Below are 23,376 nucleotides of genomic sequence, written 5' to 3'. Positions count from 1 at the left end.
ATACCTATATCCCAATAAAACAATATAAATCTATTGTAGCAATGTTAGCACGTAATATAACAAAAATTAATCTCAAGGGCAATGATCACTATTTTACATTTTATTTTACGGTTATAAAGCTTTAAGATTAATTAACATTTGGTAACAAGATAATAAATTTTATGTCTATAATTGATTTTTCTAGTTTCAGCGGATTAAATAAAGAACAACAAGAAGAACTACAAAGACTTTTAATAAAATTAAATGGTTTTACAAAATCTTTGAAAATGAATGTAAAAGATTTAGAAGATCATTTATTTTATATTTTACAAAATTCTTTAAATGAATTATCTCACACTGAAAATATTGATATAGAGAAAATAGAAAAACTTTTTAATAGGACAATCCAAGAATCTCTAACTACTTTATCTGAAGCACTTGAGAAAGCATATCAAGAACAGTTAAAAACAAAAGATATCTTTTTATTTGACGGGATTATTGTAGAAAAATGTTTAAACGTTTTAGAACAAGTTTTAAAATTTCAGCAAGAATTAGATAAACTCTATCCTGGAGCTTCTAAAAAAATTATAGAATCATTAGAAAATATATTAGTCGGGGTCATATCAACTCAAATACCAATTCTTGGGATATTCCTTCAAACAAGCGGAATATTTGAGAAAATAAATAATCTTATTGACTCTGAAAAATTATTGCCAAAAATAACAAAATTGCATAATGATATAAAAGAAATAAGGGAAGAGGCTAAATCTAATGAGAAGCTTGAAAGCATCTATGAAAAAGCCAAGAAAGTTGCCGCAATTTCAGAAATATCAAAGGAACCACCTCGAAAAATTATTGAAATAGTAAATAAAAACCCTAATAACAAAGTTTCACTAGAGAATGTTGCAAAAGCTGCTAAAGCTATACCAAAAAGCAAAGATGAAGTAGAAGAAAAAATAGCAGAACTAAAAAGTAATCTTGAAAGTGCAATTCCGCAAGATATAACAAGATATAAATATTGACAAATTAAACTCTGTAAAGAATACTATTTCGGGTAATCTAAATGAAACTAAAACAGAATTATTAAAAGTATTAAATCCGGAAGCTTCTTTTGGCGAAAAGATAGAATCCTTATGTAAAGCCGCAGAAAAAGCTACGGAAATTGCAAGTGACATAAAAAAATAGTAGGAGTAATACCAGGAAGTAAAGAACTCGGAAATATTATAAGTCTAACAATAAAAACTAACTTATTACCGCCTCCGGTCTTAGCAGTTGCAAAGCTAGCTCCTGATATAGCTAACTTAGTTAATATAGGTAAAGGTTACGATGCTTTCTAAAACACAAAACTTAACTCAACAACAAGGAAGAGCAAAATAGTGTCTAATTCTAATACTCATATTTTAATTGCCATAGGTTGCTTAGTATTATTATTAATATTTTTAATTTATAAGGAAATAGCAGCACGTAAAAAAAATATATTACCTGCTGAAGGAGGTAATATTGACGATTCGCCAAATGTTGCCCTTAATAGTCAAAAACCGGAAAATAAAAAGCTGACATTACAAGAAAGAATAGAATTATCTTGGAAATTCCTTTATGACATCACGGAAATTATTTTAAATAAATTCTCTAAAGAAGATGTTATTCAAGTGAATAAATGCGGTCAAGTTTTATTTGAAAACGGTGTTAGATATGAACATGTAGTCGATCTTGCAATCCCTCAAGTCAAGTCTCATATTCAAGCAGTTGAACAAGAACAATCTAAAGGTAAAAAAACCTTAGGGGTATAACTCAAAAGTATGTCATTCCTGCGAAAGCGGGAATCCAAAAAATATATAAATCCAGAAGAATTTTTATTTTTTTCTGAAACTTTAAAGCAATTATCAAAAATACCTGTAATTTCTTGATTTTTAAAAGTTTTTTCTGGATTCCCGCGAGAGCGGGAATGACATTCATTTATAAAATTTCATGATTCCATAATTTCTCTAAAAACTGTTGCACCGGTATTATATCTATTTCTTGCGTACCCTAAATTACTTTTCTAAGATTTGATTCCAAACAAACAATATACCCTTTACTTAGTTGATGTTCTTCTATAAAAGATTTAATTCCTCGAAGTTCGCTATTATGTACATTTGATGATATTTTCACTTCGATCGGCACCGCTTTACCTCTAATAGTACTAACTATAAAATCAACTTCTAAACCTGTTTTGGTACGCCAGTAATTTATACGATAATCGAGATCGTTTAAACCTCTAAATAAGCTGTCAGTTCCGTAAATATATAATGTTCTAAAGCTTTTCCTGCTTCCGCCCTCTTACTTCATTAAATTGGTATTGTATGATATTATTTGCAACTCCGACATCAAAAAAATAAAATTTTGGAATAGACGATATAATTTCTCTATTAACTTTTTTAGTATAAGGATAAATTAAATATCCTACTAACGTGTCGACAAGTCTCTGATAATATTCCTTAACTGTTTTTGCGTCTATTCCGCAATCACAGGCATTAGAATAATTTAACAACTCACCGTGAGAAAAAAAGCGATGCTATCTATAAATCTACTGAAAGCTGCTATATTACGCACTAACCCTTCAACACGAATTTTATTTGTTAAGTAATCTTCTACATAGGCTTTTAAGAGTTTACGAGGATTATTACTAGTGAAATGTAGCGGGATTAAACCATTATTGAATATCTTAAGTAAATTAAAATCTTCTTTTATTTCGGGATATACTAAAGGATAAAAATTATATTTTATTGCTCTACCGCCTAATAAATTTGTTCCTGTTACTCTTAATTTTCTTGTACTTGAACCGCATAAAATAAAATAGCTGTCTGTATTTTCTATAAATCAGTGTATTTCATCAAGTAATGCCGGTACTTTTTGTATTTCATCTACTATAATCGGTAAAGTAAGCTTATCTTTCTCAAGTCCTAATATTTCTTCTCGAAAATTTGACGGCTGTTTTAAATATCTAATCTGTAAGTCGGTTTTTAATAAATCATAATATATAGAATTCGGATATAATTCTTTTAAATAAGTAGATTTCCCTGTTTTTCTTGCCCCCTATAAAAAAGCAGTTTGCTTTTTATCTAAGATTAATTTTATATATCTGTTAAACATTTTTTTATTACTATTTAGGAGTGTATTCCTAAATAGTAAGTTTTTTTAGGAATAAAGTCCAACAAAATTATATTATAAATATTGTTTTTTCGTCATTACAAGAAAGCATTGCTGCGTAGATCAGTTTTTCCGTCATTACGAGGAAATTGCATAGCAATTGACGAAGCAATCCAGTAAAAAATTCTGATTTACAGAATTTTTTTATTATTTTTTCTGGATTGCCATGCGATCAAAGATCACTCGCAATGACGATTTCTATAATTAGTTAACAACACCTAAATACTAATTTTTAAACAAAGCCGTTAACTTGATGCTCCCAGAGTTCCTTAAACTTACCCTTTTCCTTACGAACAAGTTCCTTAAAAGTACCGTCTCTTCTACGATTTTGCCTTTATCCATAACAATATCCTATCCATGTGTTTTATAGTAGATAATCTATGAGCTATAGCAATTATAGTTACATTATCAATATCAAGCATTGTATCAATAGATTTTTGTACCTCTTGCTCTGTATGGCTATCAAGGCTTGAAGTTGCTTCATCTAAAACCAAGATCGGAGCGTTTTTAAGAATAGCACGGGCAATTGCTATGCGTTGTCTCTGCCCGCCGCTTAGCTTTACTCCTCTCTCACCGACAATAGTATTATATTTTTCCGGTAAACTTTCGATAAATTCATGGATATTTGCAGCTTTGGTGGCATTTTCTATTTCCTTAGGCGATGCATTCTCTTTCACATACCCGATATTCTCACCTACTGAGCGATGAAAAAGCATAATATCTTGAGGAATTAATGATATCTGCTCCCGCGACTATCAGAAGAAGTATCGTAAATACTTTGGTTATCAATTATAATATCTCCGATTCCGGCTTTAAAGTTCTTCAACAATAATGCAATCAAAGTAGATTTACCGCCGCCTGAATGCCCCACAATACCCACTTTCTCACCGGCTTTTATATGCAAATTAAGATTGTTCAATACACTACTCTCTTCTTTATAAGCAAAAGATATATCTTTAAATACAATTTCCCCTTTAGAAATTTTTAATTCAGCGGCATTTTCTTTATCTATAGTATCTTGTGGGATTTTCATGATTGTAAAGGCGGAGCGAAACGCTGCCACATCTTCTAAAAAGTCTTTAATTCTCATAGTAGCATGCCAAGAATTTTCAGCAAATAAAAAAGTTAGGGACATAATAAAAGCGATATCACCGATACCGATCTCACCAAGATTACGCAAGTAAATTACATATACAAATACTCCTATCAAATATACCCAATATACTAAGTTCAATATTATAGAGATAATGAGATCATATTTATAATATCTAGTTGTTAAAATATTATGCACATTATGATAATAATCTTCTATTTTATTTAATTCTCTCTGTTTTGCTGCAAATGAAACAATAGTAAAGATATTTGTAATACAATCAGCTATGATACCAAATAAATTATACCAAGAATCTTGCTTATCCTGCTCCATTTTTGCAAGTTTGATAAAAAACCGTAATGCAAGCAGTAAATAAACAGCAGTAAAACCAACAATAATAATAAATATTTTAATATTAATATAGGCAAGAGTAACACCGGAAAATAATGTAATAAGTAGAGTTTGGCTTAATTTATACTCAATTGCTTGGTGCATTTTAGAATAATTATCACCTATGCCCCGTACTCTTCCAACTATAGAGCCGGAAGGGTTATTTTGAAAATAAGTGTATGGCAAATTAAAACAACGATGACATATTTTATTCATCATATCTTGAAAGATATAAGGCATGGCTTTAAGCTGTGCAAAATTGTGAGCACGCCAAGAGCCCCCCCGTCAAGTATAGCTTGTGCTGCTACAAACCATATTATCGGTTTATAACTTTGAGCAAATGTAATCTTTTCATTTTGGGTAAATAAATCAAGCAAAAGCTTCACAGCATAGTTATATAAAATAAGATGAAAACCACTTGCGATTGGAGCAATCATCATAATTAGATATAGATATTTATACGGCTTTATAACAGACCATAAAAAAGAAACAGGATGAGTTTTGATTTTCATAAGTTGAGAGAATATTGGTCACATTTAGGTTCTATAAAGAATGCCCAGATCTAACCTATATGCTGTAAGGTACTTTTATATCAAAAGCATTAACAGGGAAATCTTTAGTATTTCTTGTGATTAATATGCTATTGGTAAACCTTGCAGTAGCCCATATTATAGCATCAGATAGTTTAATTTTATTTTCTTTACGAAGGATTACTGCATCTCGGCAATTTCTTCATTCAGGTTAATTATAAAAAAGTTTTTAAAAAAATGTAACTAGCTAAAGCTTGCTTAATAATTTTATCTATTGATACTTTTTTTTCTTGGATAATTGATCTAGAATTTTAACTTGCGAATCAGCTATATTAATAATAGTTCTCACATAAGCTCCTTGGGATTTTTCCTAACTGGGATATCATATCCCTATGATACATATTATAAATGTCTTATATCACATTTTAGATTTAAAATCTACCGGTAGTTATTTAGCACATTGGCATTGCCTAAAAATGGTTGATATCGTCATTGCGAGCGACTGCAAGAAGCGTGGCAATCTAGCAAAAATAATAAAAAATTCTGTAAATCAGAATTTTTAACTAGATTGCTTCGTCAATTATTACATAATTTCCTCGCAATGATGTTAAATCTTTATACATTTTTTCTTAAAGACACCTACTATTCTCTTCCTTAATTAATGTTATCAACTGTTCGATCGATAATACTTCCTGGTCAGTAGTTCCAAGTCTTCTAATCGTTACTTGTTTATTTTCTTGCTCTTGTTTACCGATTACAGCAATCATTGGTATTTTTTGATTAGAAAACTCACGAATTTTATAGTTAATTTTATCAGGTGAGATATTAATATCCGTTCTTACGCCATTATCAACTAAAGCTTTTTGTACTTCTAAAGCATAATCGTTTAAATCACTGGTAATGGTCGCCACGGCGACCTGTATAGGAGCAAGCCAAAGAGGAAAACGCCCGGCATATTCTTCGATCAATATACCGATAAAACGCTCAAGCGAACCTAGTATTGCTCTATGCAGCATTACAGGTCTTTTTTTCTCACCGCTTGCTGCGATATAGCTAGCATCGAGTCGCTCCGGCAATACAAAATCCATCTGAAGTGTACCGCATTGCCACTGCCGTCTTATCGCATCGGTTAAAACAAACTCCAGTTTCGGTCCGTAAAATGCTCCCTCGCCTGGGTTTAGCGTATAAGTAAAACCTGCTTTTTCTACTGCTTCTTTTAAAGCATTCTCAGCCTTATCCCAAACTTCATCACTTCCTGCTCTGATTTCAGGACGATCAGAAAATTTTACCTTTATATCGGTAAAACCGAAATCCTTATAAACTTCCGTAAGTAGCTTACAGAAACTAACCGTTTCATCGGTAATTTGTTCCTCCACACAAAATATATGTGCATCGTCTTGCACTAAACTCCGTACTCTCATTAAACCGTGCAATGCACCGGACGCCTCATTACGGTGACACAAACCAAACTCCGACATACGAAGAGGCAAATCACGATAGCTCTTGATACCTTGTTTGAATATCTGCACGTGGCAAGGGCAATTCATCGGCTTTAAAGCTAATGTCTTGTCATCTGTTTCTAACGCAAACATATCATCACGAAATTTTTCCCAGTGTCCTGAAGCCTCCCAAAGGCTTTTATCCACCAAAACAGGAGTTTTAACTTCAATATAACCGTTTTTACGAATCTTTTTCCTAATATATTGCTCGATAGTATTATATATACTCCAGCCCTTATCATGCCAAAATACCATTCCTTGAGCTTCTTCTTGGAAGTGGAATAAATCAAGCTCACGCCCAAGTTTTCTATGATCACGCTTTTCGGCTTCTTCAAGCATAAAAAGGTAATTATCTAGTTGCTCTTTCGTAGCCCACGCCGTGCCGTATATACGCTGCAACATCTCATTACGACTATCACCTCGCCAATAAGCTCCTGCAACTTTCATCAACTTAAAATGCTTAACAAACCCTGTAGAGGGAGCATGCGGACCTCGGCATAGATCAATAAAATTACCTTGCCTGTATAAAGTAATGGGCTCACCTGCCGGAATTGAAGCAATAATTTCGGCTTTATAATGCTCTCCTATCGATTTAAAAAACTCTACGGCTTTATCCCTATCCCATAGCTCTCTAGTAATTTGTTCGTTTCGCTTGACTATTTCATGCATTCTTGCTTCTATCATCGCCACATCATCCGGCGTAAATGGCGTATCCTTAGCAAAATCGTAAAAGAAACCGTTTTCAATTGCAGGACCAATAGTTACCTGAATATCAGGGAATAATTCTTTAGCAGCTTCAGCTATAATATGAGCTGCATCATGTCTGATGATCTCAAGACATTCAGGATCTTTTGCAGTTAAAATACGAAGCTTACAATTATTTTCAATTACAGTACTTAAGTCTTTAAACTCACCGTTTATTTCAGCAATCATTGCTTGTTTTGCAAGTGACATTGAAATTGCATTTGCTACTTCATAGGCGGTAATGTTTTTTTCAAATTGTCTTACACTACCGTCAGGAAAAGATATATTTATCATTTTTTATTCCAACTTATTTTTTCTAGGTTTCTACTTTACACGTTGTCGGTATGGTTCTTGAAAAATTCGCTGTCATAACATGGCTTGACCACGGTATCCTGTCTTTTTTATTTTTTTGGATCCCGAAATCAAATCGGCTTTATTGCATGGATTGAAAAACCCACTCGATGTCATCCCCGCATAGGCGGGGATCTAGAAAAATAACTTCAATATTGATATAGAAGTTACATATTTGATAAAATAAACATATAAAAAACTTGTTTTTTTATATGTTTTACTGGATTCCCGCTTCTAGCTAGGAATGACATAAAACGATCCACACAACAACGCCGATCAAGTTAGCTAGGATGACAATTTCTCGAACTGAACAATACTTTAAATTATTTACCGACAACTTGTTTTCTTTCTTGATCTATCATAGCCATGGCATTCATAAATTCTAATACTCTTGCATCACTAAAGATCTGATCAATAGCTTTATCGTTAAAGGTTAGTCCGGCATCTTTACTTTTTACATCAACTACTAAAGATTCACCGTCTTTTAATTCAGAATTTTTACTAAAAGCTTCTATTGCTCCAAAACCGTATTGCTTTATTACTGAAGATTGTTTTCCTAGATTTAAAGCAAATTCCTTAGAATCTTCTATTTTGTTAAGTACCGGTATAATAGCATTATTAGTATAATTCACAAAATTATTTATAATCGCACTCGGATCCGATAATTTTATTATGCTTTCTAGATTTATAGGATTCTCTAAATTAGGCATATCAATATCAATAGCAAAATTAAAATCATCCATTACAAGATTAGTTTTACCGGATAATTTTTTTTCTTCGGGATCAAACTCACCTTTTAAATTAAATTTGGAATTATTTATTTTTGCAAAAATACCCATTACTTTTTCCCCGTCTTCTTGAGTAATAGGGCTAGTTAGTTTAAACATTTTGTCTAACTCGGCTCTTTTGTTTAAACCATTACTAAAGTAACGTCCTAAAGCTTCAACTGCCGTTTTTTGGTATATTTCGGAAGGTTCTTTAGTAGATTTAATATTTAAAGCAAAATCAAAAATTTTATCTTTTTCTATATTTAATTTGTATAAATTACTTTCTATTTTTCCTTTTCTTTCAAAATCGCAAGCAAATAAAAATGGCTTACCTTTTACTAATTCTCCTAATATCTGCATAAAAATAACAGCATGCATATTTTTATCTTGTTTTTGATCTAGAGAAAAATTTTGAATTAATAATTTTCCAAGAGCTAATAGCTCATCACTATATTTAAGCTTTAATTGGCTATTATAAGTAGTTGGCACATTTAACGCATCCAACTGTGCTACATCATATTCAAATGAGTCAAAATTAGCTTCCTCTCCTATTTTATCTCTTAAAAATTTAAAAACTTTATCAGATAAATTTTTACTATAGTTTTCAGAAGTAAAAGAAATGGTGCTTTTTCCATCCACAGTTAATACATTAAGATTATCTGATGTTTTAGTATTAGTAATTACAGAATTACTAATATCACTCTCTGCTAATTTTTCTGCATCTAGAGAACTATAAAGAGTTGATTTATTGTCACTTAAGCTTAATTTCCAATAATCAGGCTCTCTATTAAACAAAGATTTTCTAAACCAAATTGTTGTATGATGATCAGGTGAGTAAAAAATATTTTTTTCATCTTGAGCGGTAGTAATTTTTATATTATTTCCGTAAGAATCAATTTTTGTAATATTTAAACACGGTATATGCCTAATAACTATTTCATCAAAATAAAAATCTATAGGTTTTAACATTACTTTATTTAAAGTAACACTAAATCCATATTTATTAACTTTTATTGCATCATAAGTTATATATTCTTCATATTTATCAAGAATAGAGATAATATTCTCTTTACTTTGATGTTCAAATTTATAGGCAGCATATCCCCATCCTACTAAGATTAGAGCCATAAAGCTTATTATAATAAATCGTATTTTCATCTTTTCTACTGTAAAAAATTATTAAAAACTAAAAATTCTCTTATATTATTCCTGCGAAAGCGGGAATCTAGTTACCTTGATGTGTCATCCTAGCTAACTTGATCGCGGGATCTCAGGACACAGTCTGTGATACAAGATCCCGTGGTCAAGCCACGGGATTGACATCGGAGCGTTTTTGTCAAGTCCAAAATAGCATATATCGCTTAAAAAATATATTTATTTTTCTTTTAAACGATCAGCTATTAGCTGGTATGATTCAAAAACCTTATTTGGTTCTTTTGCAAGCAATTCAAATCCTAATTTTTCATTACTGTTAATATGCCATAATCTACAATTATCCGGACTAATTTCATCAGTTAACATAATGATAGATTCTTCACCGTTAAACACACGCCCAAATTCTAATTTACACTCAACAAGCCGAATCCCGACACCGATAAATAAGCCGCTTAGAAAATCATATATACGCAAAGCCTGCTCTTTTACCGCTTTAATTTCATCCCTAGTTAACCAGCCGAAATTTAATATTTGATACTCATTAACTATCGGATATTTAAATTCACGACTTCGGACCTTAAAATCAATGATCGGTTTATCAAATACATACCCTTCATCCATTCCGAATTCTTTTACAAATCTACCGCACGCTACCGATGATATTATTACTTGTATCGGGAAAACTTCGACATATTGAATTAATTGCTCCCTCATATTTATTTTTTCGATAAAATGATTTTCAATGCCGATCATTTCCAGTTTATCCATTAGAAAGGAAGAAATATTATTATTAAGTACTCCTTTACCTGATATATCAACAGTCTCGCCGGTTTCTAAAATAGCCTTATCGGAAAAAGCCATTATAAGTAAAAAATCTTCTTCGGCGGAATATAAAATTTTACTTGAACCTTCATATAATTTTTTTTTCATTTATTTGTCTCAAAATTCATTTAAGTATTCTGTGTCATCCCGTGGCTTGACCACGGGATCTTTTATCATAGGCTCTATCCTGAGATCCCGCTACAAGCTCGCGGGAATGACATTAAAACCCCTGAAGATCATTCGGACCGATAATTGCCGACGTAGTAGTACCGCTAAATATTTTATTTGCCGTATTAATAATATCATCAGCTTTTATACTCATGATAATTTCCATAATCTCTTCAGGAGCAATATATTTACCGAAAACAGAATAATTTTTACCTATTTCTTCTGACTTATAGGTATTTTTCTCTTGAGCCATTTGTAAATTACTACGAAGTTGTGTTTTAGCTCTCATAATCTCTTTTGTGCTTACTTTTTCAGTCATTTTTATTATTTCATTTTTAATCTCTCTATATAATAATTCTAACTTGTCATGTGCAGTGGATGCATAAATTGTAAACACTCCACTATCAAAATAAGCACTATTATAACTACCTACTGCATATGCTAAACCTAATTTCTCGCGAATATTTTGGAATAAACGCGATGACATACCGCCGCCGAATATTATAGAAAGTAGATGGGTTTGGTAAAGCTTTTCTAAATTAATATATGATGTACCTTCAAACCCTAGCACTAAACTAGTTTGCTCTAACTCCTTATTAATAAAGCCGCTTCCGCCTATATATTTTGCCGGAATAAAGCTACTTTTTACTCCTTGCTTCAAAGAAGAAAATAACTGTTCCGCTATAATTACTATTTTATCATGATCAATATTACCGGCAATTGATAAATAGAGATTTTCGGCATTATAATGTTTACCTATAAAATTAAAAAAATGTTCTTTCGTAAAAGTTGCAAGGGTTTTAGCAGTACCTAAGATCGACTTACCTAATGGTTGATCTCTATAAACTTTATTATAAAATTTCTCATATACTAGGTCATCCGGATTATCCTGATGATGAGCAATTTCCTGCATGATCACCTGATATTCCTTAGCTATTTCTTCGTCAGCAAAAATAGAATTTTGAATTATATCGGCAAGTATATTAAGTGCTTTATCACAATTTTCAGACAAGACTCGTGCATAATATACCGTATTCTCATGACCGGTATAGGCATTAAAATGTCCGCCTATAGAGTCAAACTCTTCCGCTATCTGTTTTGCCGTTCTAGTTTTTGTACCTTTAAAAGCCATATGCTCAAGAAAGTGAGATATGCCTTCCTCTTCTGCATTTTCATAACGTGCTCCAACTTTAGCAATTAAATTTATTGCTACCGAATTAACATAAGGCATATTATATGTTAAAATTGTCAAACCGTTTTTTAATTTACTAACGTTAAAATTTTCTTTCATAATTTATTTTTATTTTCTAAATCGTCATTCCGAGGAGATGCATAGCATCGACGTGGCAATCTCAGGAATTTTATATTACTTCATGAGATTGCCATGCTCCTTATAGTCGCTCGCAATGACGTTTTTTGATTTAAGCGATGACTCTCTTAACTTCGCAAGCCTTAGAAACCTTGCAAAAGCAAAAATCATTGAATCTACAAAACCGTCAAAACCGAATATAAAATATCGTCTGATAAAAAATGCTTTAAAAAACCACCATAACATTTCAAATGCTATTCGGATATTTGAAACTTTTTTATCTTGCATCATTAAATCTTTTGCTTGCTCGCTAGAATAAAAATTTGCTTTAGTTACCAACTGCTCAATTGAAGTACCCGAATAATGATAAGCAGCCTCATTTAATAGATAAATTTTACCTTCAAAATCAACATCTTTATTAAATATCACCGAATCATGAGTAGTACTATTTACGGTATTTGCAAAGCTTGCAAATTTTTTATTATACAACCGAGTACATTTATTAAATGGAGCAAACATTCGTGGCTTTTGGTCATTACGATGTATTATTAACAGCTTTATTTGATAAGCTAGATATTGATCTTGATTCTTAGATGCAAAAATATACTCTATTTCATCTTGTAAATCTTTAGACAACTCCTCATCGGCATCAATATTAAGAACCCAATCATTTACGCAAAGGCTTTCGGCAAAAGATTTCTGCCCTATATAACCAAGCCAAGACTTTACTATTACCTTTGCTCCTAATTTTTCAGCTATACTAACTGTATCATCAGTACTTTCACTATCTACTACTATCACCTCATCGACAATATTTTTTACGCTATTTATAGCTCTTGTTATTCTTGCCGCTTCATTTTTGGTAATAATAAATGCTGAGATTTTTTCAGTTAATGACTTATTCATAATATATCCGCATATGAAGCATTTTTATAATGAAACAATTATCATTCTAATTTATCGCTACATTTTTCTATCGGTTCTGCTCGTCCTTCAATTATGGATTTATACATATTAAGAATAGATAATAAATATAAGGTCTCATTCATATTACGATAATCTTCTTCTGAAATCATAACTATTTTTTCTCTTATCTTTAAGTTATATTTATTATACGTAAATATTAGCTTTGTTGCATGGATCAATTTTTTCGTCATTGCGAGGAAAATTACGAAGTAATTGACGAAGCAATCCAGTAAAAAATGCTATAAGCTAGCATTTTTTTAATTTTTTTGCTGGATTACCACGCTCCTTGCAGTCGCTCACAATGACGATGACGATTTTAATTACTTCTTTACCCTATCATCCTCAACACTAACTTAACTACATAAGTTAAAAGTAATGTGGATAATAATCCGCTAAGCCATAGAATAATAAACCATTGCCACCCTTTTAGACAAGAGGTGATTTTTTTAATATATCGGATGATGAGATGATTTGCCACGGAATATATAATAACAATAGAATATGTAGCCAAGTATGACAGGTAGAAATATCCCAGCCCCTATCAACAGTAAAGACTGTGACTCCGGTGCTGCTGCTGCGGTTTCAAGCGTAACTTTATAAGGAACGATATATGGCCATATACTTATCGCAAGCCCTAAATATCCTAATAAAAATAACAAGATCGTATAAATAAATGGCTTTACTTCTTTTTTCTGCTTAACGGCTTTAATTAACTTGATAAATATTAAAGCCGTTACAATAGGTACAATCGATAAATAGTAAATATTAGGTACACTAAACCAACGATGATTTATGTGGTTATTTAAGAAAGGAACCCATAAGCTTACAAGCCCCATAAAAAGTGCAACGTAAAATAAAATATATAAAGCAGATTTATAAGCCCAATCTTGTGTTTTCTTTTCTGTTTTCAGAATAAGCCAAGTAGCACCCAAGAGTGCATAACCGAATATTAATGCTATCCCCGTCATAATGGAAAAGGGAGTAAGAAAATCAAAGCTCCTCCCTGCAAATTCTCGTCCTTCTATCTCTATTCCTTGGACAAACGTACCAAGCATTAAACCTTGACAAAAAACAGCAAGCATAGAACCGAAATGAAAAGCGTAGTCCCAAATATAACGATGACCTATATGAGCCTTAAAACGGAATTCAAAAGCTACACCGCGAAATATTAGACCGAGTAACATCAATGTAATAGGAATATATAAAGCCGGTATTAATAGTGAATATGCCAGCGGGAAAGCTGCAAATAAACCACCGCCGCCAAGTACTAACCAAGTTTCGTTACCGTCCCAAAAAGGAGCAATAGAATTAATCATTTTATGACGGCAATCATCAGTAGGTGCAAACGGAAATAAGATCCCTACTCCTAAATCAAAACCGTCTAATAAAACATATAAACAAATAGCGGTAGCTATAAGCCCACCCCAAACAAGCGGTAAATCTATATAAGGTGCAAAATTTAACATAAGCTTATTACTTTTCTAATAATGGGTTATTCAAACCGATCTCTCCGTACATTTCTTTATTATCTATCGCTTCTATACCTTTCTTTATCAAATGCATTATATAATATATACCCGCTCTGAAAATGATCACATACACTACTACAAAAGCAATTAGAGAAATAAATACATATTTGCCAAGTACCGGTGATACCGTATCTACGGTTTTTAAAATATTATACACTATATAAGGTTGTCTACCTACCTCGGTTACAAACCAACCGGCAAGTACTGCAATAAAACCTGAAGGTGACATTAATATATACCAATATTGAAACCAATGCGTAGTATATAATCTTTTCTTCAAGTAAAGATATAAGCCGGCTACACCTGTAAATACCATTAAGAAACCGATGCCTACCATAATACGGAAGCTAAAAAATACCACAGCAACCGGTGGACGCTCTTCTTTTGTCCATTCTTTTAATCCTTTCACTTCACCGTCTAAGTTATGCGTTAAGATTAAACTACTAGCATAAGGTATTTCTATAGCATATTTTGTTTTTTCTTCTTCCCCGTCAGGAAAGCCGATAAGATTAAAGGCCGCTCCTTTTTCCGTATTCCAAATACCTTCCATAGCCGAAACTTTAACCGGCTGATATTTAAGAGTATTTAAACCATGCAGATCACCGATAAATATTTGAATAGGTGCAACGATTAACGCCATTAACACCGCCATAAAAAGCATAATTTTAGCATGCTCTTTATAACGATTATTTAGTAAATAAAAGCTACCTACACCACCAATAACAAAAGAAGTAGTTAAATAAGCCGCTGTAATCATATGGAAAAAGCGATATGGGAAAGAAGGGTTAAAGATAATTTCTAGCCAATTTAAAGGATAAAAGAATCCTTCGCCTCGCAGTTCAAAACCAGCAGGCGTATGCATCCAGCTACTAGCTGCAAGTATCCAAAAAGCTGAGATTACAGTACCAATGGCAACTATTAACGTAGAAATAAAATGTACTTTTTTACTGACTTTATTAAAGCCGAATAACATTATACCTAAAAAAGAAGATTCGAGGAAAAAGGCAGTAAATACTTCAAAACCGAGAAGCGGACCAAGGACATTTCCAACCTTATCTGAAAAATTCGACCAGTTAGTCCCGAATTGATAAGACATTACAACGCCTGAAACTACTCCCATACCGAAAGTAACGGCAAAAATCTTCACCCAAAATTTGTATATTTCTTGATAAACCGGCTTTTTTGTTTTTAACCATAACCCTTCAATTACCGCTAAAAAGCTTGCAAGCCCTATAGTAAAAGCAGGAAATATTATATGAAAACTTATGGTAAAAGCAAACTGAATCCTCGATAATAATACTTGATCAAATTCCATATTTAAGCTGCTGTTTTAAGATAATAAGCTTTTTGACAATAACAATATATACTCCAAGCGTAATGAAGAGTAGACGAAGTTTAATTTGGACAAGAGTAATCGGTCTATAAGACGAGGAGCGGAACGTATACTTAATACGTGAGTACCACAGTACTTATAGGACGACTTAGCCCATTTTTCAAATTAAACGAGTATACAGTATTTGATTTAATCATCCACCTTTGCTATTATTAAATTCTATCTGATTAGTTTTAACAAATTTTCCTTTTTCGGAGTTCCAATTATAATGAACATTTACTATTCTTACTTCTGTAATATTAATATCACCATTGGGCAATTGCGTTACATCATACCCTTTTTGGATAGAATCTGTAATTAATAAACTTGCTTGACAAATATATTTTACATCAAAGAACGGAGAATCATCTTCCTTAGACTTTTCTTGTTCTTCTAAAAAATTATTAGATAATTCTTTTTCTTGCATTTCTAATGATTTTGAAGTTATTTTCTGAATTTTGTAGCATTATTTAGGGTAAGAAGCAAGGCTTGTTTATTATTTTTCCATAGTATTTAATATTTTTAGGTATATTTTTGCAAAATAATTAAATTAAAATATGCTCCAAAATAACACGAAAATATATTATTTTAAAATCGAGGTACATTACCGTGATAAAATACCCTACTTTATCTAAATCAACATTTAGCTTAGGTATTTATTTTTTAAAATTCGATAAAGTTAAAATTACTTTATTGACTGTAATTTGTATTTTACTCGGTATGATTCCGGCAATTGATAGTATATTACTTCAGAAAATCATTGATCTAATTGAATCTTGCAGCGATGAGAATGCTAATAATCTTTTATCTCCCATGATTTACTGGGCAGTATTTTATGCTCTTTGGTGGGAGAGTATTAATATAGCATATCGTTCATATGATTATCTATATCTAAAAACTATGCCCGTAATAAAAGGAAAAATACTAAATGAACTTTATAATTATACCCAATATCATAGCCATAAATTCTTTCAGGATAATCTAGCAGGACATATTAGCAATCGTATTACTGAAACCGCAAGATCGTTTGAGATGATCATTTCGATATTCGGCGAAAAAATTCTTCGTAAACTAGCAATTATTGTATTTGCATTAATTGCTTTATATTCGGTACATTACGTTTTTGCTACGATATTTATTTTATGGATTACGGTTTTTTTAGGGCTTAATGTTCTTTTTTCGGATAAAATCAATAAATACTCATTAAATTATGCTAGAAGCCAATCTTTTGTTGCTGGTAGTATCGTAGATGCAATTAGCAACATTAATGCGGTTAGAATGTTTACAGCCCATAAATTTGAACGTCAACATCTAGAAACAAGAGTAGAAAATGCCGTAGCTGATGAGCAGACTATGCAATTCTTTATGTTCAAATTGCGTTATGCTCTTGGGACTTCTTGTTCAATAATGATTTTTATAATGATCTATTATTTATCTAGACTTCGTAGTGAATTATCTATAAGCATAGGTGATTGCGTATTAGTTCTAACATTATGTATAAATGTAGCAGACGATATTTGGGATTTAACGCAAGAAATCGGTGATATGTTCGAACAGGTCGGAGCATTTAATCAAGGCTTATCCCTAATGGCACCACATATTATAACTGATATTGAAAATGCTACTCCTTTAGATATCAAAGAAGGTGTTATTGAATTTAGAAATGTTACGTTTAATTATCATCATAATAACAATCTATTTTATAATAAATCGGTATTAATACCGAGTAAACAAAAAGTAGGGCTAGTCGGATTTTCCGGTTCAGGGAAAACCACTTTTATTAGTTTACTCACTAGGTTACATGATATAGAAGAAGGGATGATTTTAATAGATAATCAAAATATTAAAAACGTAACTCAAGATTCTCTAAGAAAAGCTATTAGCCTTATACCACAAGAACCGGTACTTTTCCATCGTACTATTTTGGAAAATATCAGATACGGAAAAAAAGAAGCTACTCTTGAGGAAGTTATAGAAGCAGCAAAATCTGCACATATCCACGATGTTATCGATAATTTACCGGACGGTTACGATACTATGTGCGGTGAACGGGGGAATAACTTATCAGGCGGTCAGCGTCAAAGAATTATTATAGCAAGAGCTATCTTAAAAAATGCTCCTATTTTAATTCTCGATGAAGCAACAAGTAGTTTAGATAGCGAAACGGAAAGCCTAATTCAAGAGTCAATGGATTATTTAATGCAAAATAAAACCGTGATAGTTATTGCTCATAGATTATCTACTTTACTCAATATGGACAGAATTTTAGTTTTTGAAAAAGGTAGTATAATCGATGATAGTAGCCACGCAGAATTACTAAAAAATAGTAAGCTATATCAAAAATTATGGAACTCACAAGTTAAAGGGTTGATAGTGTGAGGATGTGTTATCTATCGTCATAAGCTACGGAAATTGCGGTGTTGTTGCATGGATATCAAATCGTCATTGCGAGGAGCGGAGCGACGTGGCAATCTTGTCAAGTATCCTGGAGCTTGCTTTGTCAATTACTTCGTAATTTGCCTCGCAATGACGGAAAATTGAACCATACAACAAGCTCGACAGTACCAGCCTCAACCTTTAAACTAAGTCAGTATGAGCCTCTGCTTCTCCTGCTACTTCAATATAAATCTCTTTCTCTTTCAGCCAATTTATTACAGTATTATATTTTATCTTCTCATCAAATGTTATCTCACCTTCAACGTTACCTTTAATAATATCTCCAATTTTTAAAAGGCATAAAAACTTCAAAGACGGTGCCAATTTAGCTATCTTTGCTCTTAATTCTATTAATGGTTGTTTTTAAAATCATCTGAATCCAAATTCACTTGTTTTGAAAATGTATTTAGCTCTAATAGGCTTTTAATATACTCATCCTTAGAAACAGCTTTTATAACCGGCAATATGTCTGCTTTCCATTGAACAAATCCAGCTAAATCTTTCTTGTCAATAGCCCCTATTGCCTTGTAATCATTCTTACGAAATGCGGATTCTAATTTTAAAAGAGCTTTCAAAGGTTCATAAATTACTTCCATGTCACGGATCATTTGACCGTTAGAATACAGTACATCCGGATTAGCACCGTATTGTAAAAATACTTTTATCATATCTATTTTATTTTGCTTATCCTTAGGCCCCTCAGCCAAATAACTTCTACCTAAATATGTTAACTGTTCAAATATGGTCTTTTCATTATCCATATTTATAACTTCCATATTAGCACCATAAGCAAGCAATTTAGTTACCATAGCTATATCTTTGTATCTGAAGGTAGCTATTCTAAACAAGAGAAAATTTTCCTTCCCATGTAATTAGGATCAGCTCCATTTTCAAGTAGAAATTCTACCATATCCAGATGCCTGGCTTCTATAGCATTATATAAGGGGATCATACCAAAATCATCGGCAAATTTTATATTTGCTCCTTTTTTAATTAAAAGCCTAGCTATCTCTTTCTGATTATTAATACACGCAAAATATAAAAGACTTCCAGCAGCAGCATCCGATATATACGCTACTTTATTTGGATCAATACTTAAAGCTGTTAACAAAGTATCAACTAAATCGTAATCACCTTGTTGAATTGCTTTAGCTGTAAAATCTCTAGGATTTCTTGCTATTTTAGCTATATTGGTGTATGCCCCATAGTGCACACTATCAACATCTTTATTTGGATCTTCAATAAAAGCGGTGAATTCTTTGACAAAACTTTCTCTAAAAAATTCATGCCTTTTTACTCTACTTTTATCTTCTTCAGATATTGAATTATTGTTTAATCTTATTAAAGCATCGGAATAATCATCTATATTATCAAAACCCATTTCTTCTCTTGCTTCATACCGTTTTATGTGCTTATAAAAACCAGAAATAGGATCTGCTCCTTTTTCAAGTAAAAGCTTAACCATTTCTTTATTCTTCGTATAGAAAGCAACTTCCAAAAAGGTTTTAACTTCATATTTATTAAATTCCGTATTTGGATCAACTCCTAAACTTGTTAATAAAGCTTCCACTAAATTAGTATCGTTTTTCGTGATTGCATTACATATAGCAGTACGGATCCTTTACTATTATTATATGCTATTCTACAAGCTGCCTTAAGTGGATTACTACTATAATCTAGACTATTAATTAAGTATTTTACTTCTTTGACAAAATTTTCTCTCAAAAATTGATATCTTTTTATTTCATCTATATTATTAAATCCCATAGTTTGCTGTTCTTCTATATCTTTACCGCTTAATATCTCATAAAATTTATTCCTAATTATATCATCAGTTATTTCTATTTGTTCTGCCTGTTTCTTCATAATTTTCCCCTTTGTTAATCAATTAATAATATTTTTATATTATATAGAAAAATATTGATTAGTCAATAGATAATTAATTTATTAATTACTTATTAATAAATAAAATCTTATATTAAATATCGTAATATGCTGTTATAATCGCTTTTTTAGCTACTGGTGTTCTAATAATGAAACTCTCTGATTTTGACTTTGACTTGCCAAGTGAACTTATTGCACAATATCCATCTAGTAAACGTGACCGATCGGATTTACTAATTGCTGCTACGCCGCCTATTAAAACTAAATTCTATAACATAATAGATTACTTAAAAGAAGGTGATTTATTAGTCTTTAATAATAGCAAAGTGATTAAAGCAAAGTTACATTTGGGGAGAAATATTACTATCAACTTAAATAAAAAATTATCAGATATAGTCAATTCAGTTGGATTTGCATACAAGGAGCAAGGAGCGAAGCCTATAACTAATAGGAGAGCGACAAGTGACATAGTAGGCGAGTCCAAATCAATTGACTATAATAGTTGGTCGGCTTTTGCAAAACCAGCTCGTAAACTTAATATAGGCGATGAATTTTATTTTGATAATCATAAGGTAATCATTACCAAAAAATTTGCAATGGGCGAGATTAACATAAAATTTGAACTTGATAATATTTCGGTATTTGAATTTTTGGACAAATACGGTGAGATGCCGCTGCCGGTTTATATTAGGAGATCATTTAAACGTCATTGCGAGGAAGGACGCAGTCCTGACGCGGCAATCTCGTTACAAGATCCTGAGATTGCCATGGCATCCCAAATAATGCCTCGCAATGACGATAAACTAGACCCTCTACGCTATCAAACTGTCTATAGTCAAATAGAAGGATCGGTTGCAGCACCAACAGCAGGCTTGCATTTTACAAAGGATATAATTGATAAGCTTAAGGCAAAAAATATACAAACCACATTTTTAACATTACATGTGGGAGCAGGAACTTTTTTACCTGTAAAAACCGAAAATATTCATGAGCATAAAATGCATACCGAATATTGCTCTATTACTCCTGAAACTGCTGAAATCATCAATAAAACAAAGCAAGAGGGAAGACGCATTATTGCAGTCGGCACTACAACACTTAGAACACTTGAGAGTTCTTGCAATAACGGCATCGTAAAAGCCAGTGATTTTGAAACCAATATTTTCATAACTCCGGGTTTTAAATTTCAAACAGCCAATATGCTACTTACTAATTTCCATTTTCCTAAATCTACTTTATTTATGCTTATATGTGCTTTTGCCGGATTTAAAGAGATGCATGAACTATATAAATATGCTATAAAAGAAAAAATGCGTTTTTTTAGCTACGGCGATGCAACACTTTTGTATAGGAAAGTATGAATAGTATCAAAGAATATTTTTTGTAAATCTAACCAAATTACCCTTTATAGAAGAAATTTGGCTTTTTGGCTCCCACACGCCCCGGGCGAGGTGATAATACTGAACGTTCTGATATTGATATTGCCATCCTCTGCCCTAATGCAAATGAAGATGATTGGCAGCAAGTTTTAGAAATAATATATGATGCAGATACACTTTTAAAAATAGATTGTGTACGATTTGATACATTAAATGACGATGATAAGCTTAAATAAAACATCGTTAATTTTAAAAAAATTCTTTATAAAAAAGGTTCACGCTAATGGAAGAAATATTTTGGGCAGATTATTTTAGAACCTTGGGACAAGCTATACAATGTTTACACGAGGTTATAGAAAGAACTAAAGTAGATAAAGATCCTATTTTTTTAGATGCTGCTATTCAGTGATTTGAATTCGTAATAGAGCTATTTTGGAAAGTACTAAAGAAAATCACTAACCCATGAAAAAATTGATAGTACTACTCCAAAAGATGTCCTAAGTAAAGCTTTTCAATTTAGTATGATCGATGATGAAACAATGTGGCTTAAAATTGTTAGATGATCATAATATTACTTCTCATGTTTATAAATATGAAGATGCAAAACGAGTTTTTGAAAATATTAAATTATACTTACCGATTTTAGAAAAAACATATAACAAACTAGAGAAAAAATATTTTGGATGATAAAATCCTCTACTGCATTAATACTAGATTCAAAACAAACTGCTTTATTAGAAGAATTAAAACCACTGGCAATAGAACTTAATAAGCCAAAAAGTTTATTTAAATTCTTTAACCAAAATAATTTAAAAAGCGGAATTTATTTATACGGTCCAGTGGGCAGCGGTAAAACTATGCTTATGAATTCTTTTTTTGAAGCGATAAGCATACCTAAAACTATTCTACACTATCAGAACTTTATGCAGGAAATTCATAAATCTATGCATAAATTACAAACGGAAAATCAAAAAGATATCATACCTAAAATTGCCAAAGATTATGCTAAAAAAACTAGAGTACTTGGAATAGATGAATTTGAAATTAAAGACATAACCGATGCAATGATAATCGGTAGATTATTTAATGAATTAATAAAGCAAAATATTTTTATTTTTATAACCTCTAACACGAGTCCCAATAATCTTTACAAAGACGGGTTACAACGAGAATCTTTCCTACCTTTTATAAAGATAATCAATAATACATTTTATGTTAAATATCTAGATAATCACCATGATTATCGATTTGATAAAGCGTTAGGAGTTAAAGGGGCAAGGATAATTTATCCCTTAACTTTAGAAAACCAAAACAAACTTGAAAAAATTATCACAGATATTAGTGATAATAATCTTGTTTCTCAAAATATACAGGTTCTAGGTAGAGAAATATCGTTTCAAAAAGTGTATAAAAGAATATTAGTAACAGATTATAATGAATTATTTGCAAGAGACTTAAGCTATATCGATTATGTTAATATTTGCCAAAATTTCAACGTTATTATAGTGGGGAACGTTCATACTATCGATGCTAATGATACAAATACAGCTGTTAGATTTATCAATTTTATCGATAATGCCTATTTCTATAAAATACTTTTATTTATGAGCTTAGAAGATAACCCAAATAAAATATATCAAGGTTCAGCACGAGCCACAGAATTCAAACGCACTATTTCAAGACTAAATGAAATGAATAGCGAATCTTATTTATTAAATAATGATTTTAAGAATTAACTTCCTTAAGAGGCTATCTATAAATAAATTCATCAATATTGATCTTTATATCGTCTTCTAAATGCTCTTCTGTTGTCT

26 protein-coding genes and 4 pseudogenes are annotated in these 23,376 nt (G+C 31.7%); 10 read left to right on the top strand and 20 right to left on the bottom strand.

The genetic code is table 11. The features are described 5' to 3' along the window. The first annotated feature begins 161 nt into the window (after positions 1 to 161). Positions 162 to 1,356, top strand: a pseudogene (locus tag RAS_RS08490) (hypothetical protein). Continuing rightward, the gene (locus RAS_RS01880) at positions 1,356 to 1,769 is read left to right on the top strand and encodes a DUF2660 domain-containing protein (protein ID WP_147141846.1); all 414 of its coding nucleotides are present in this window, start codon (positions 1,356 to 1,358) and stop codon (positions 1,767 to 1,769) included. Before RAS_RS08490 ends, RAS_RS01880 begins: the two are co-directional and overlap by 1 nt. A gap of 238 nt (positions 1,770 to 2,007) precedes the next feature. Here RAS_RS01880 and RAS_RS10410 read toward each other — a convergent pair whose 3' ends face one another. The 6 genes and pseudogenes from RAS_RS10410 to RAS_RS01855 form a co-directional block, all read right to left on the bottom strand. Then, positions 2,008 to 2,211 (bottom strand): DUF4143 domain-containing protein, encoded by a 204-nt coding sequence (locus tag RAS_RS10410; protein WP_269473018.1) that lies wholly within the window; start codon positions 2,209 to 2,211, stop codon positions 2,008 to 2,010. A gap of 61 nt (positions 2,212 to 2,272) precedes the next feature. Next, entirely contained in the window at positions 2,273 to 2,509 is a 237-nt protein-coding gene (locus RAS_RS01870; RefSeq protein ID WP_147141841.1) for a DUF4143 domain-containing protein, read from the bottom strand. A gap of 329 nt (positions 2,510 to 2,838) precedes the next feature. Then, positions 2,839 to 3,042 (bottom strand): annotated as a pseudogene (locus RAS_RS10655) (ATP-binding protein); the annotation flags it as partial. Positions 3,043 to 3,488: 446 nt separating this feature from the next. After that, the gene (locus RAS_RS10405; RefSeq protein ID WP_269473004.1) at positions 3,489 to 3,884 is read right to left on the bottom strand and encodes an ATP-binding cassette domain-containing protein; all 396 of its coding nucleotides are present in this window, start codon (positions 3,882 to 3,884) and stop codon (positions 3,489 to 3,491) included. A gap of 14 nt (positions 3,885 to 3,898) precedes the next feature. Beyond that, positions 3,899 to 4,870 (bottom strand): ABC transporter transmembrane domain-containing protein, encoded by a 972-nt coding sequence (locus RAS_RS09395; protein ID WP_269473003.1) that lies wholly within the window; start codon positions 4,868 to 4,870, stop codon positions 3,899 to 3,901. Continuing rightward, complete coding sequence (locus tag RAS_RS01855) at positions 4,867 to 5,163, bottom strand: hypothetical protein (protein ID WP_232049282.1); 297 nt, start codon at positions 5,161 to 5,163, stop codon at positions 4,867 to 4,869. Before RAS_RS01855 ends, RAS_RS09395 begins: the two co-directional genes overlap by 4 nt. 410 nt (positions 5,164 to 5,573) lie before the next feature. Here RAS_RS01855 and RAS_RS10965 point away from each other — a divergent pair, with 410 nt between their 5' ends. Together RAS_RS10965 and RAS_RS09390 are read left to right on the top strand one after the other, a co-directional pair. After that, positions 5,574 to 5,744 carry a hypothetical protein gene (locus tag RAS_RS10965; RefSeq protein WP_172616108.1) on the top strand — a complete coding sequence of 57 codons (171 nt, stop codon included), beginning with the start codon at positions 5,574 to 5,576 and terminating at the stop codon, positions 5,742 to 5,744. Further along, positions 5,684 to 5,805 (top strand): annotated as a pseudogene (locus tag RAS_RS09390) (lytic transglycosylase domain-containing protein); the annotation flags it as partial. The gene RAS_RS10965 and the pseudogene RAS_RS09390, both read left to right, overlap by 61 nt. Before the next feature lie 5 nt (positions 5,806 to 5,810). Here RAS_RS09390 and thrS read toward each other — a convergent pair. The 10 genes and pseudogenes from thrS to RAS_RS01795 all read right to left on the bottom strand — a co-directional run bounded on the left by thrS (position 5,811) and on the right by RAS_RS01795 (position 16,290). Then, positions 5,811 to 7,718, bottom strand: coding sequence for a threonine--tRNA ligase (gene thrS / locus RAS_RS01845; RefSeq protein ID WP_147141838.1), 1,908 nt, complete (start codon positions 7,716 to 7,718; stop codon positions 5,811 to 5,813). 380 nt (positions 7,719 to 8,098) lie between these two features. Continuing rightward, the gene (locus RAS_RS01840) at positions 8,099 to 9,700 is read right to left on the bottom strand and encodes a phosphoribosylaminoimidazolesuccinocarboxamide synthase (protein WP_147141836.1); all 1,602 of its coding nucleotides are present in this window, start codon (positions 9,698 to 9,700) and stop codon (positions 8,099 to 8,101) included. 216 nt (positions 9,701 to 9,916) lie between these two features. Continuing rightward, entirely contained in the window at positions 9,917 to 10,627 is a 711-nt protein-coding gene (locus RAS_RS01835) for a phosphoribosylaminoimidazolesuccinocarboxamide synthase (RefSeq protein ID WP_147141833.1), read from the bottom strand. 112 nt (positions 10,628 to 10,739) lie between these two features. Beyond that, positions 10,740 to 11,978: a M16 family metallopeptidase gene (locus RAS_RS01830; RefSeq protein WP_147141830.1), complete on the bottom strand. Its 1,239-nt coding sequence runs from the start codon at positions 11,976 to 11,978 to the stop codon at positions 10,740 to 10,742. 75 nt (positions 11,979 to 12,053) lie between these two features. After that, complete coding sequence (locus RAS_RS01820; RefSeq protein WP_147141825.1) at positions 12,054 to 12,902, bottom strand: glycosyltransferase family 2 protein; 849 nt, start codon at positions 12,900 to 12,902, stop codon at positions 12,054 to 12,056. Between the two features lie 41 nt (positions 12,903 to 12,943). Next, positions 12,944 to 13,153, bottom strand: coding sequence for a type II toxin-antitoxin system Phd/YefM family antitoxin (locus tag RAS_RS01815; protein WP_147141823.1), 210 nt, complete (start codon positions 13,151 to 13,153; stop codon positions 12,944 to 12,946). Continuing rightward, a pseudogene (locus RAS_RS10645) lies at positions 13,143 to 13,254 on the bottom strand (lytic transglycosylase domain-containing protein); the annotation flags it as partial. The pseudogene RAS_RS10645 and the gene RAS_RS01815, both read right to left, overlap by 11 nt. Before the next feature lie 154 nt (positions 13,255 to 13,408). Continuing rightward, entirely contained in the window at positions 13,409 to 14,428 is a 1,020-nt protein-coding gene (gene cydB / locus RAS_RS01805; RefSeq protein ID WP_147141820.1) for a cytochrome d ubiquinol oxidase subunit II, read from the bottom strand. 7 nt (positions 14,429 to 14,435) lie between these two features. Continuing rightward, entirely contained in the window at positions 14,436 to 15,806 is a 1,371-nt protein-coding gene (locus tag RAS_RS01800) for a cytochrome ubiquinol oxidase subunit I (RefSeq protein ID WP_147141817.1), read from the bottom strand. A gap of 211 nt (positions 15,807 to 16,017) precedes the next feature. Beyond that, positions 16,018 to 16,290 carry a DUF2671 domain-containing protein gene (locus tag RAS_RS01795; protein ID WP_147141815.1) on the bottom strand — a complete coding sequence of 91 codons (273 nt, stop codon included), beginning with the start codon at positions 16,288 to 16,290 and terminating at the stop codon, positions 16,018 to 16,020. A 182-nt stretch (positions 16,291 to 16,472) separates the two neighbouring features. Here RAS_RS01795 and RAS_RS01790 point away from each other — a divergent pair, with 182 nt between their 5' ends. Beyond that, positions 16,473 to 18,242 (top strand): ABC transporter ATP-binding protein, encoded by a 1,770-nt coding sequence (locus RAS_RS01790; RefSeq protein ID WP_147141812.1) that lies wholly within the window; start codon positions 16,473 to 16,475, stop codon positions 18,240 to 18,242. 198 nt (positions 18,243 to 18,440) lie between these two features. Here RAS_RS01790 and RAS_RS09385 read toward each other — a convergent pair whose 3' ends face one another. The 4 genes from RAS_RS09385 to RAS_RS09380 are packed head-to-tail and all read right to left on the bottom strand — an operon-like array spanning position 18,441 to position 20,165. Beyond that, entirely contained in the window at positions 18,441 to 18,623 is a 183-nt protein-coding gene (locus RAS_RS09385; RefSeq protein ID WP_232049281.1) for a hypothetical protein, read from the bottom strand. Positions 18,624 to 18,649: 26 nt separating this feature from the next. Beyond that, positions 18,650 to 19,108 carry a hypothetical protein gene (locus tag RAS_RS01785; RefSeq protein ID WP_232049280.1) on the bottom strand — a complete coding sequence of 153 codons (459 nt, stop codon included), beginning with the start codon at positions 19,106 to 19,108 and terminating at the stop codon, positions 18,650 to 18,652. Positions 19,109 to 19,134: 26 nt separating this feature from the next. Then, entirely contained in the window at positions 19,135 to 19,869 is a 735-nt protein-coding gene (locus RAS_RS01780) for an ankyrin repeat domain-containing protein (RefSeq protein WP_232049279.1), read from the bottom strand. Continuing rightward, on the bottom strand, positions 19,869 to 20,165 hold the full coding sequence (locus RAS_RS09380) for a hypothetical protein (RefSeq protein ID WP_232049278.1): 297 nt from the start codon (positions 20,163 to 20,165) through the stop codon (positions 19,869 to 19,871). The genes RAS_RS01780 and RAS_RS09380 overlap by 1 nt, the downstream gene beginning before the upstream one ends. 167 nt (positions 20,166 to 20,332) lie before the next feature. On the opposite strand from RAS_RS09380, the gene queA reads away from it, so the two are divergent. The 5 genes from queA to zapE all read left to right on the top strand — a co-directional run bounded on the left by queA (position 20,333) and on the right by zapE (position 23,298). Further along, entirely contained in the window at positions 20,333 to 21,544 is a 1,212-nt protein-coding gene (gene queA / locus RAS_RS01770) for a tRNA preQ1(34) S-adenosylmethionine ribosyltransferase-isomerase QueA (RefSeq protein ID WP_147141809.1), read from the top strand. Between the two features lie 65 nt (positions 21,545 to 21,609). Further along, positions 21,610 to 21,798, top strand: a complete 189-nt coding sequence (locus RAS_RS01765; RefSeq protein WP_232049277.1) for a nucleotidyltransferase domain-containing protein — start codon at positions 21,610 to 21,612, stop codon at positions 21,796 to 21,798. Between the two features lie 47 nt (positions 21,799 to 21,845). After that, positions 21,846 to 21,971 (top strand): hypothetical protein, encoded by a 126-nt coding sequence (locus RAS_RS10400; RefSeq protein WP_269473002.1) that lies wholly within the window; start codon positions 21,846 to 21,848, stop codon positions 21,969 to 21,971. A gap of 119 nt (positions 21,972 to 22,090) precedes the next feature. After that, entirely contained in the window at positions 22,091 to 22,249 is a 159-nt protein-coding gene (locus tag RAS_RS08475; RefSeq protein ID WP_172616107.1) for a hypothetical protein, read from the top strand. Continuing rightward, positions 22,246 to 23,298, top strand: a complete 1,053-nt coding sequence (gene zapE, locus RAS_RS01760) for a cell division protein ZapE (RefSeq protein ID WP_147141805.1) — start codon at positions 22,246 to 22,248, stop codon at positions 23,296 to 23,298. The genes RAS_RS08475 and zapE overlap by 4 nt, the downstream gene beginning before the upstream one ends. The last annotated feature ends 78 nt before the right edge of the window (positions 23,299 to 23,376 follow it).

It is taken from the genome of Rickettsia asiatica, from assembly GCF_007989425.1.
GTDB lineage: Bacteria > Pseudomonadota > Alphaproteobacteria > Rickettsiales > Rickettsiaceae > Rickettsia > Rickettsia helvetica.
Note: the sequence above shows the minus strand (reverse complement) of the source record. Positions and strands in the feature narration are given on the sequence as shown.

Coding starts and splice junctions, on each gene's coding strand:
- RAS_RS01800 (WP_147141817.1), bottom strand. CDS start 15,806: ATGGAATTTGATCAAGTATTATTATCGAGGATTCAGTTTGCTTTTACC.
- RAS_RS08475 (WP_172616107.1), top strand. CDS start 22,091: ATGATGAAACAATGTGGCTTAAAATTGTTAGATGATCATAATATTACT.
- RAS_RS01830 (WP_147141830.1), bottom strand. CDS start 11,978: ATGAAAGAAAATTTTAACGTTAGTAAATTAAAAAACGGTTTGACAATT.
- RAS_RS09380 (WP_232049278.1), bottom strand. CDS start 20,165: ATGAAGAAACAGGCAGAACAAATAGAAATAACTGATGATATAATTAGG.
- zapE (WP_147141805.1), top strand. CDS start 22,246: ATGATAAAATCCTCTACTGCATTAATACTAGATTCAAAACAAACTGCT.
- RAS_RS09395 (WP_269473003.1), bottom strand. CDS start 4,870: ATGATGAATAAAATATGTCATCGTTGTTTTAATTTGCCATACACTTAT.
- RAS_RS10965 (WP_172616108.1), top strand. CDS start 5,574: ATGATACATATTATAAATGTCTTATATCACATTTTAGATTTAAAATCT.
- thrS (WP_147141838.1), bottom strand. CDS start 7,718: ATGATAAATATATCTTTTCCTGACGGTAGTGTAAGACAATTTGAAAAA.
- RAS_RS10400 (WP_269473002.1), top strand. CDS start 21,846: ATGGAAGAAATATTTTGGGCAGATTATTTTAGAACCTTGGGACAAGCT.
- RAS_RS01795 (WP_147141815.1), bottom strand. CDS start 16,290: ATGCAAGAAAAAGAATTATCTAATAATTTTTTAGAAGAACAAGAAAAG.
- RAS_RS01820 (WP_147141825.1), bottom strand. CDS start 12,902: ATGAATAAGTCATTAACTGAAAAAATCTCAGCATTTATTATTACCAAA.
- RAS_RS01855 (WP_232049282.1), bottom strand. CDS start 5,163: ATGAAAATCAAAACTCATCCTGTTTCTTTTTTATGGTCTGTTATAAAG.
- RAS_RS01835 (WP_147141833.1), bottom strand. CDS start 10,627: ATGAAAAAAAAATTATATGAAGGTTCAAGTAAAATTTTATATTCCGCC.
- queA (WP_147141809.1), top strand. CDS start 20,333: ATGAAACTCTCTGATTTTGACTTTGACTTGCCAAGTGAACTTATTGCA.
- RAS_RS01815 (WP_147141823.1), bottom strand. CDS start 13,153: ATGACGAAAAAATTGATCCATGCAACAAAGCTAATATTTACGTATAAT.
- RAS_RS10405 (WP_269473004.1), bottom strand. CDS start 3,884: ATGCTTTTTCATCGCTCAGTAGGTGAGAATATCGGGTATGTGAAAGAG.
- RAS_RS01840 (WP_147141836.1), bottom strand. CDS start 9,700: ATGAAAATACGATTTATTATAATAAGCTTTATGGCTCTAATCTTAGTA.
- cydB (WP_147141820.1), bottom strand. CDS start 14,428: ATGTTAAATTTTGCACCTTATATAGATTTACCGCTTGTTTGGGGTGGG.
- RAS_RS01785 (WP_232049280.1), bottom strand. CDS start 19,108: ATGGTAACTAAATTGCTTGCTTATGGTGCTAATATGGAAGTTATAAAT.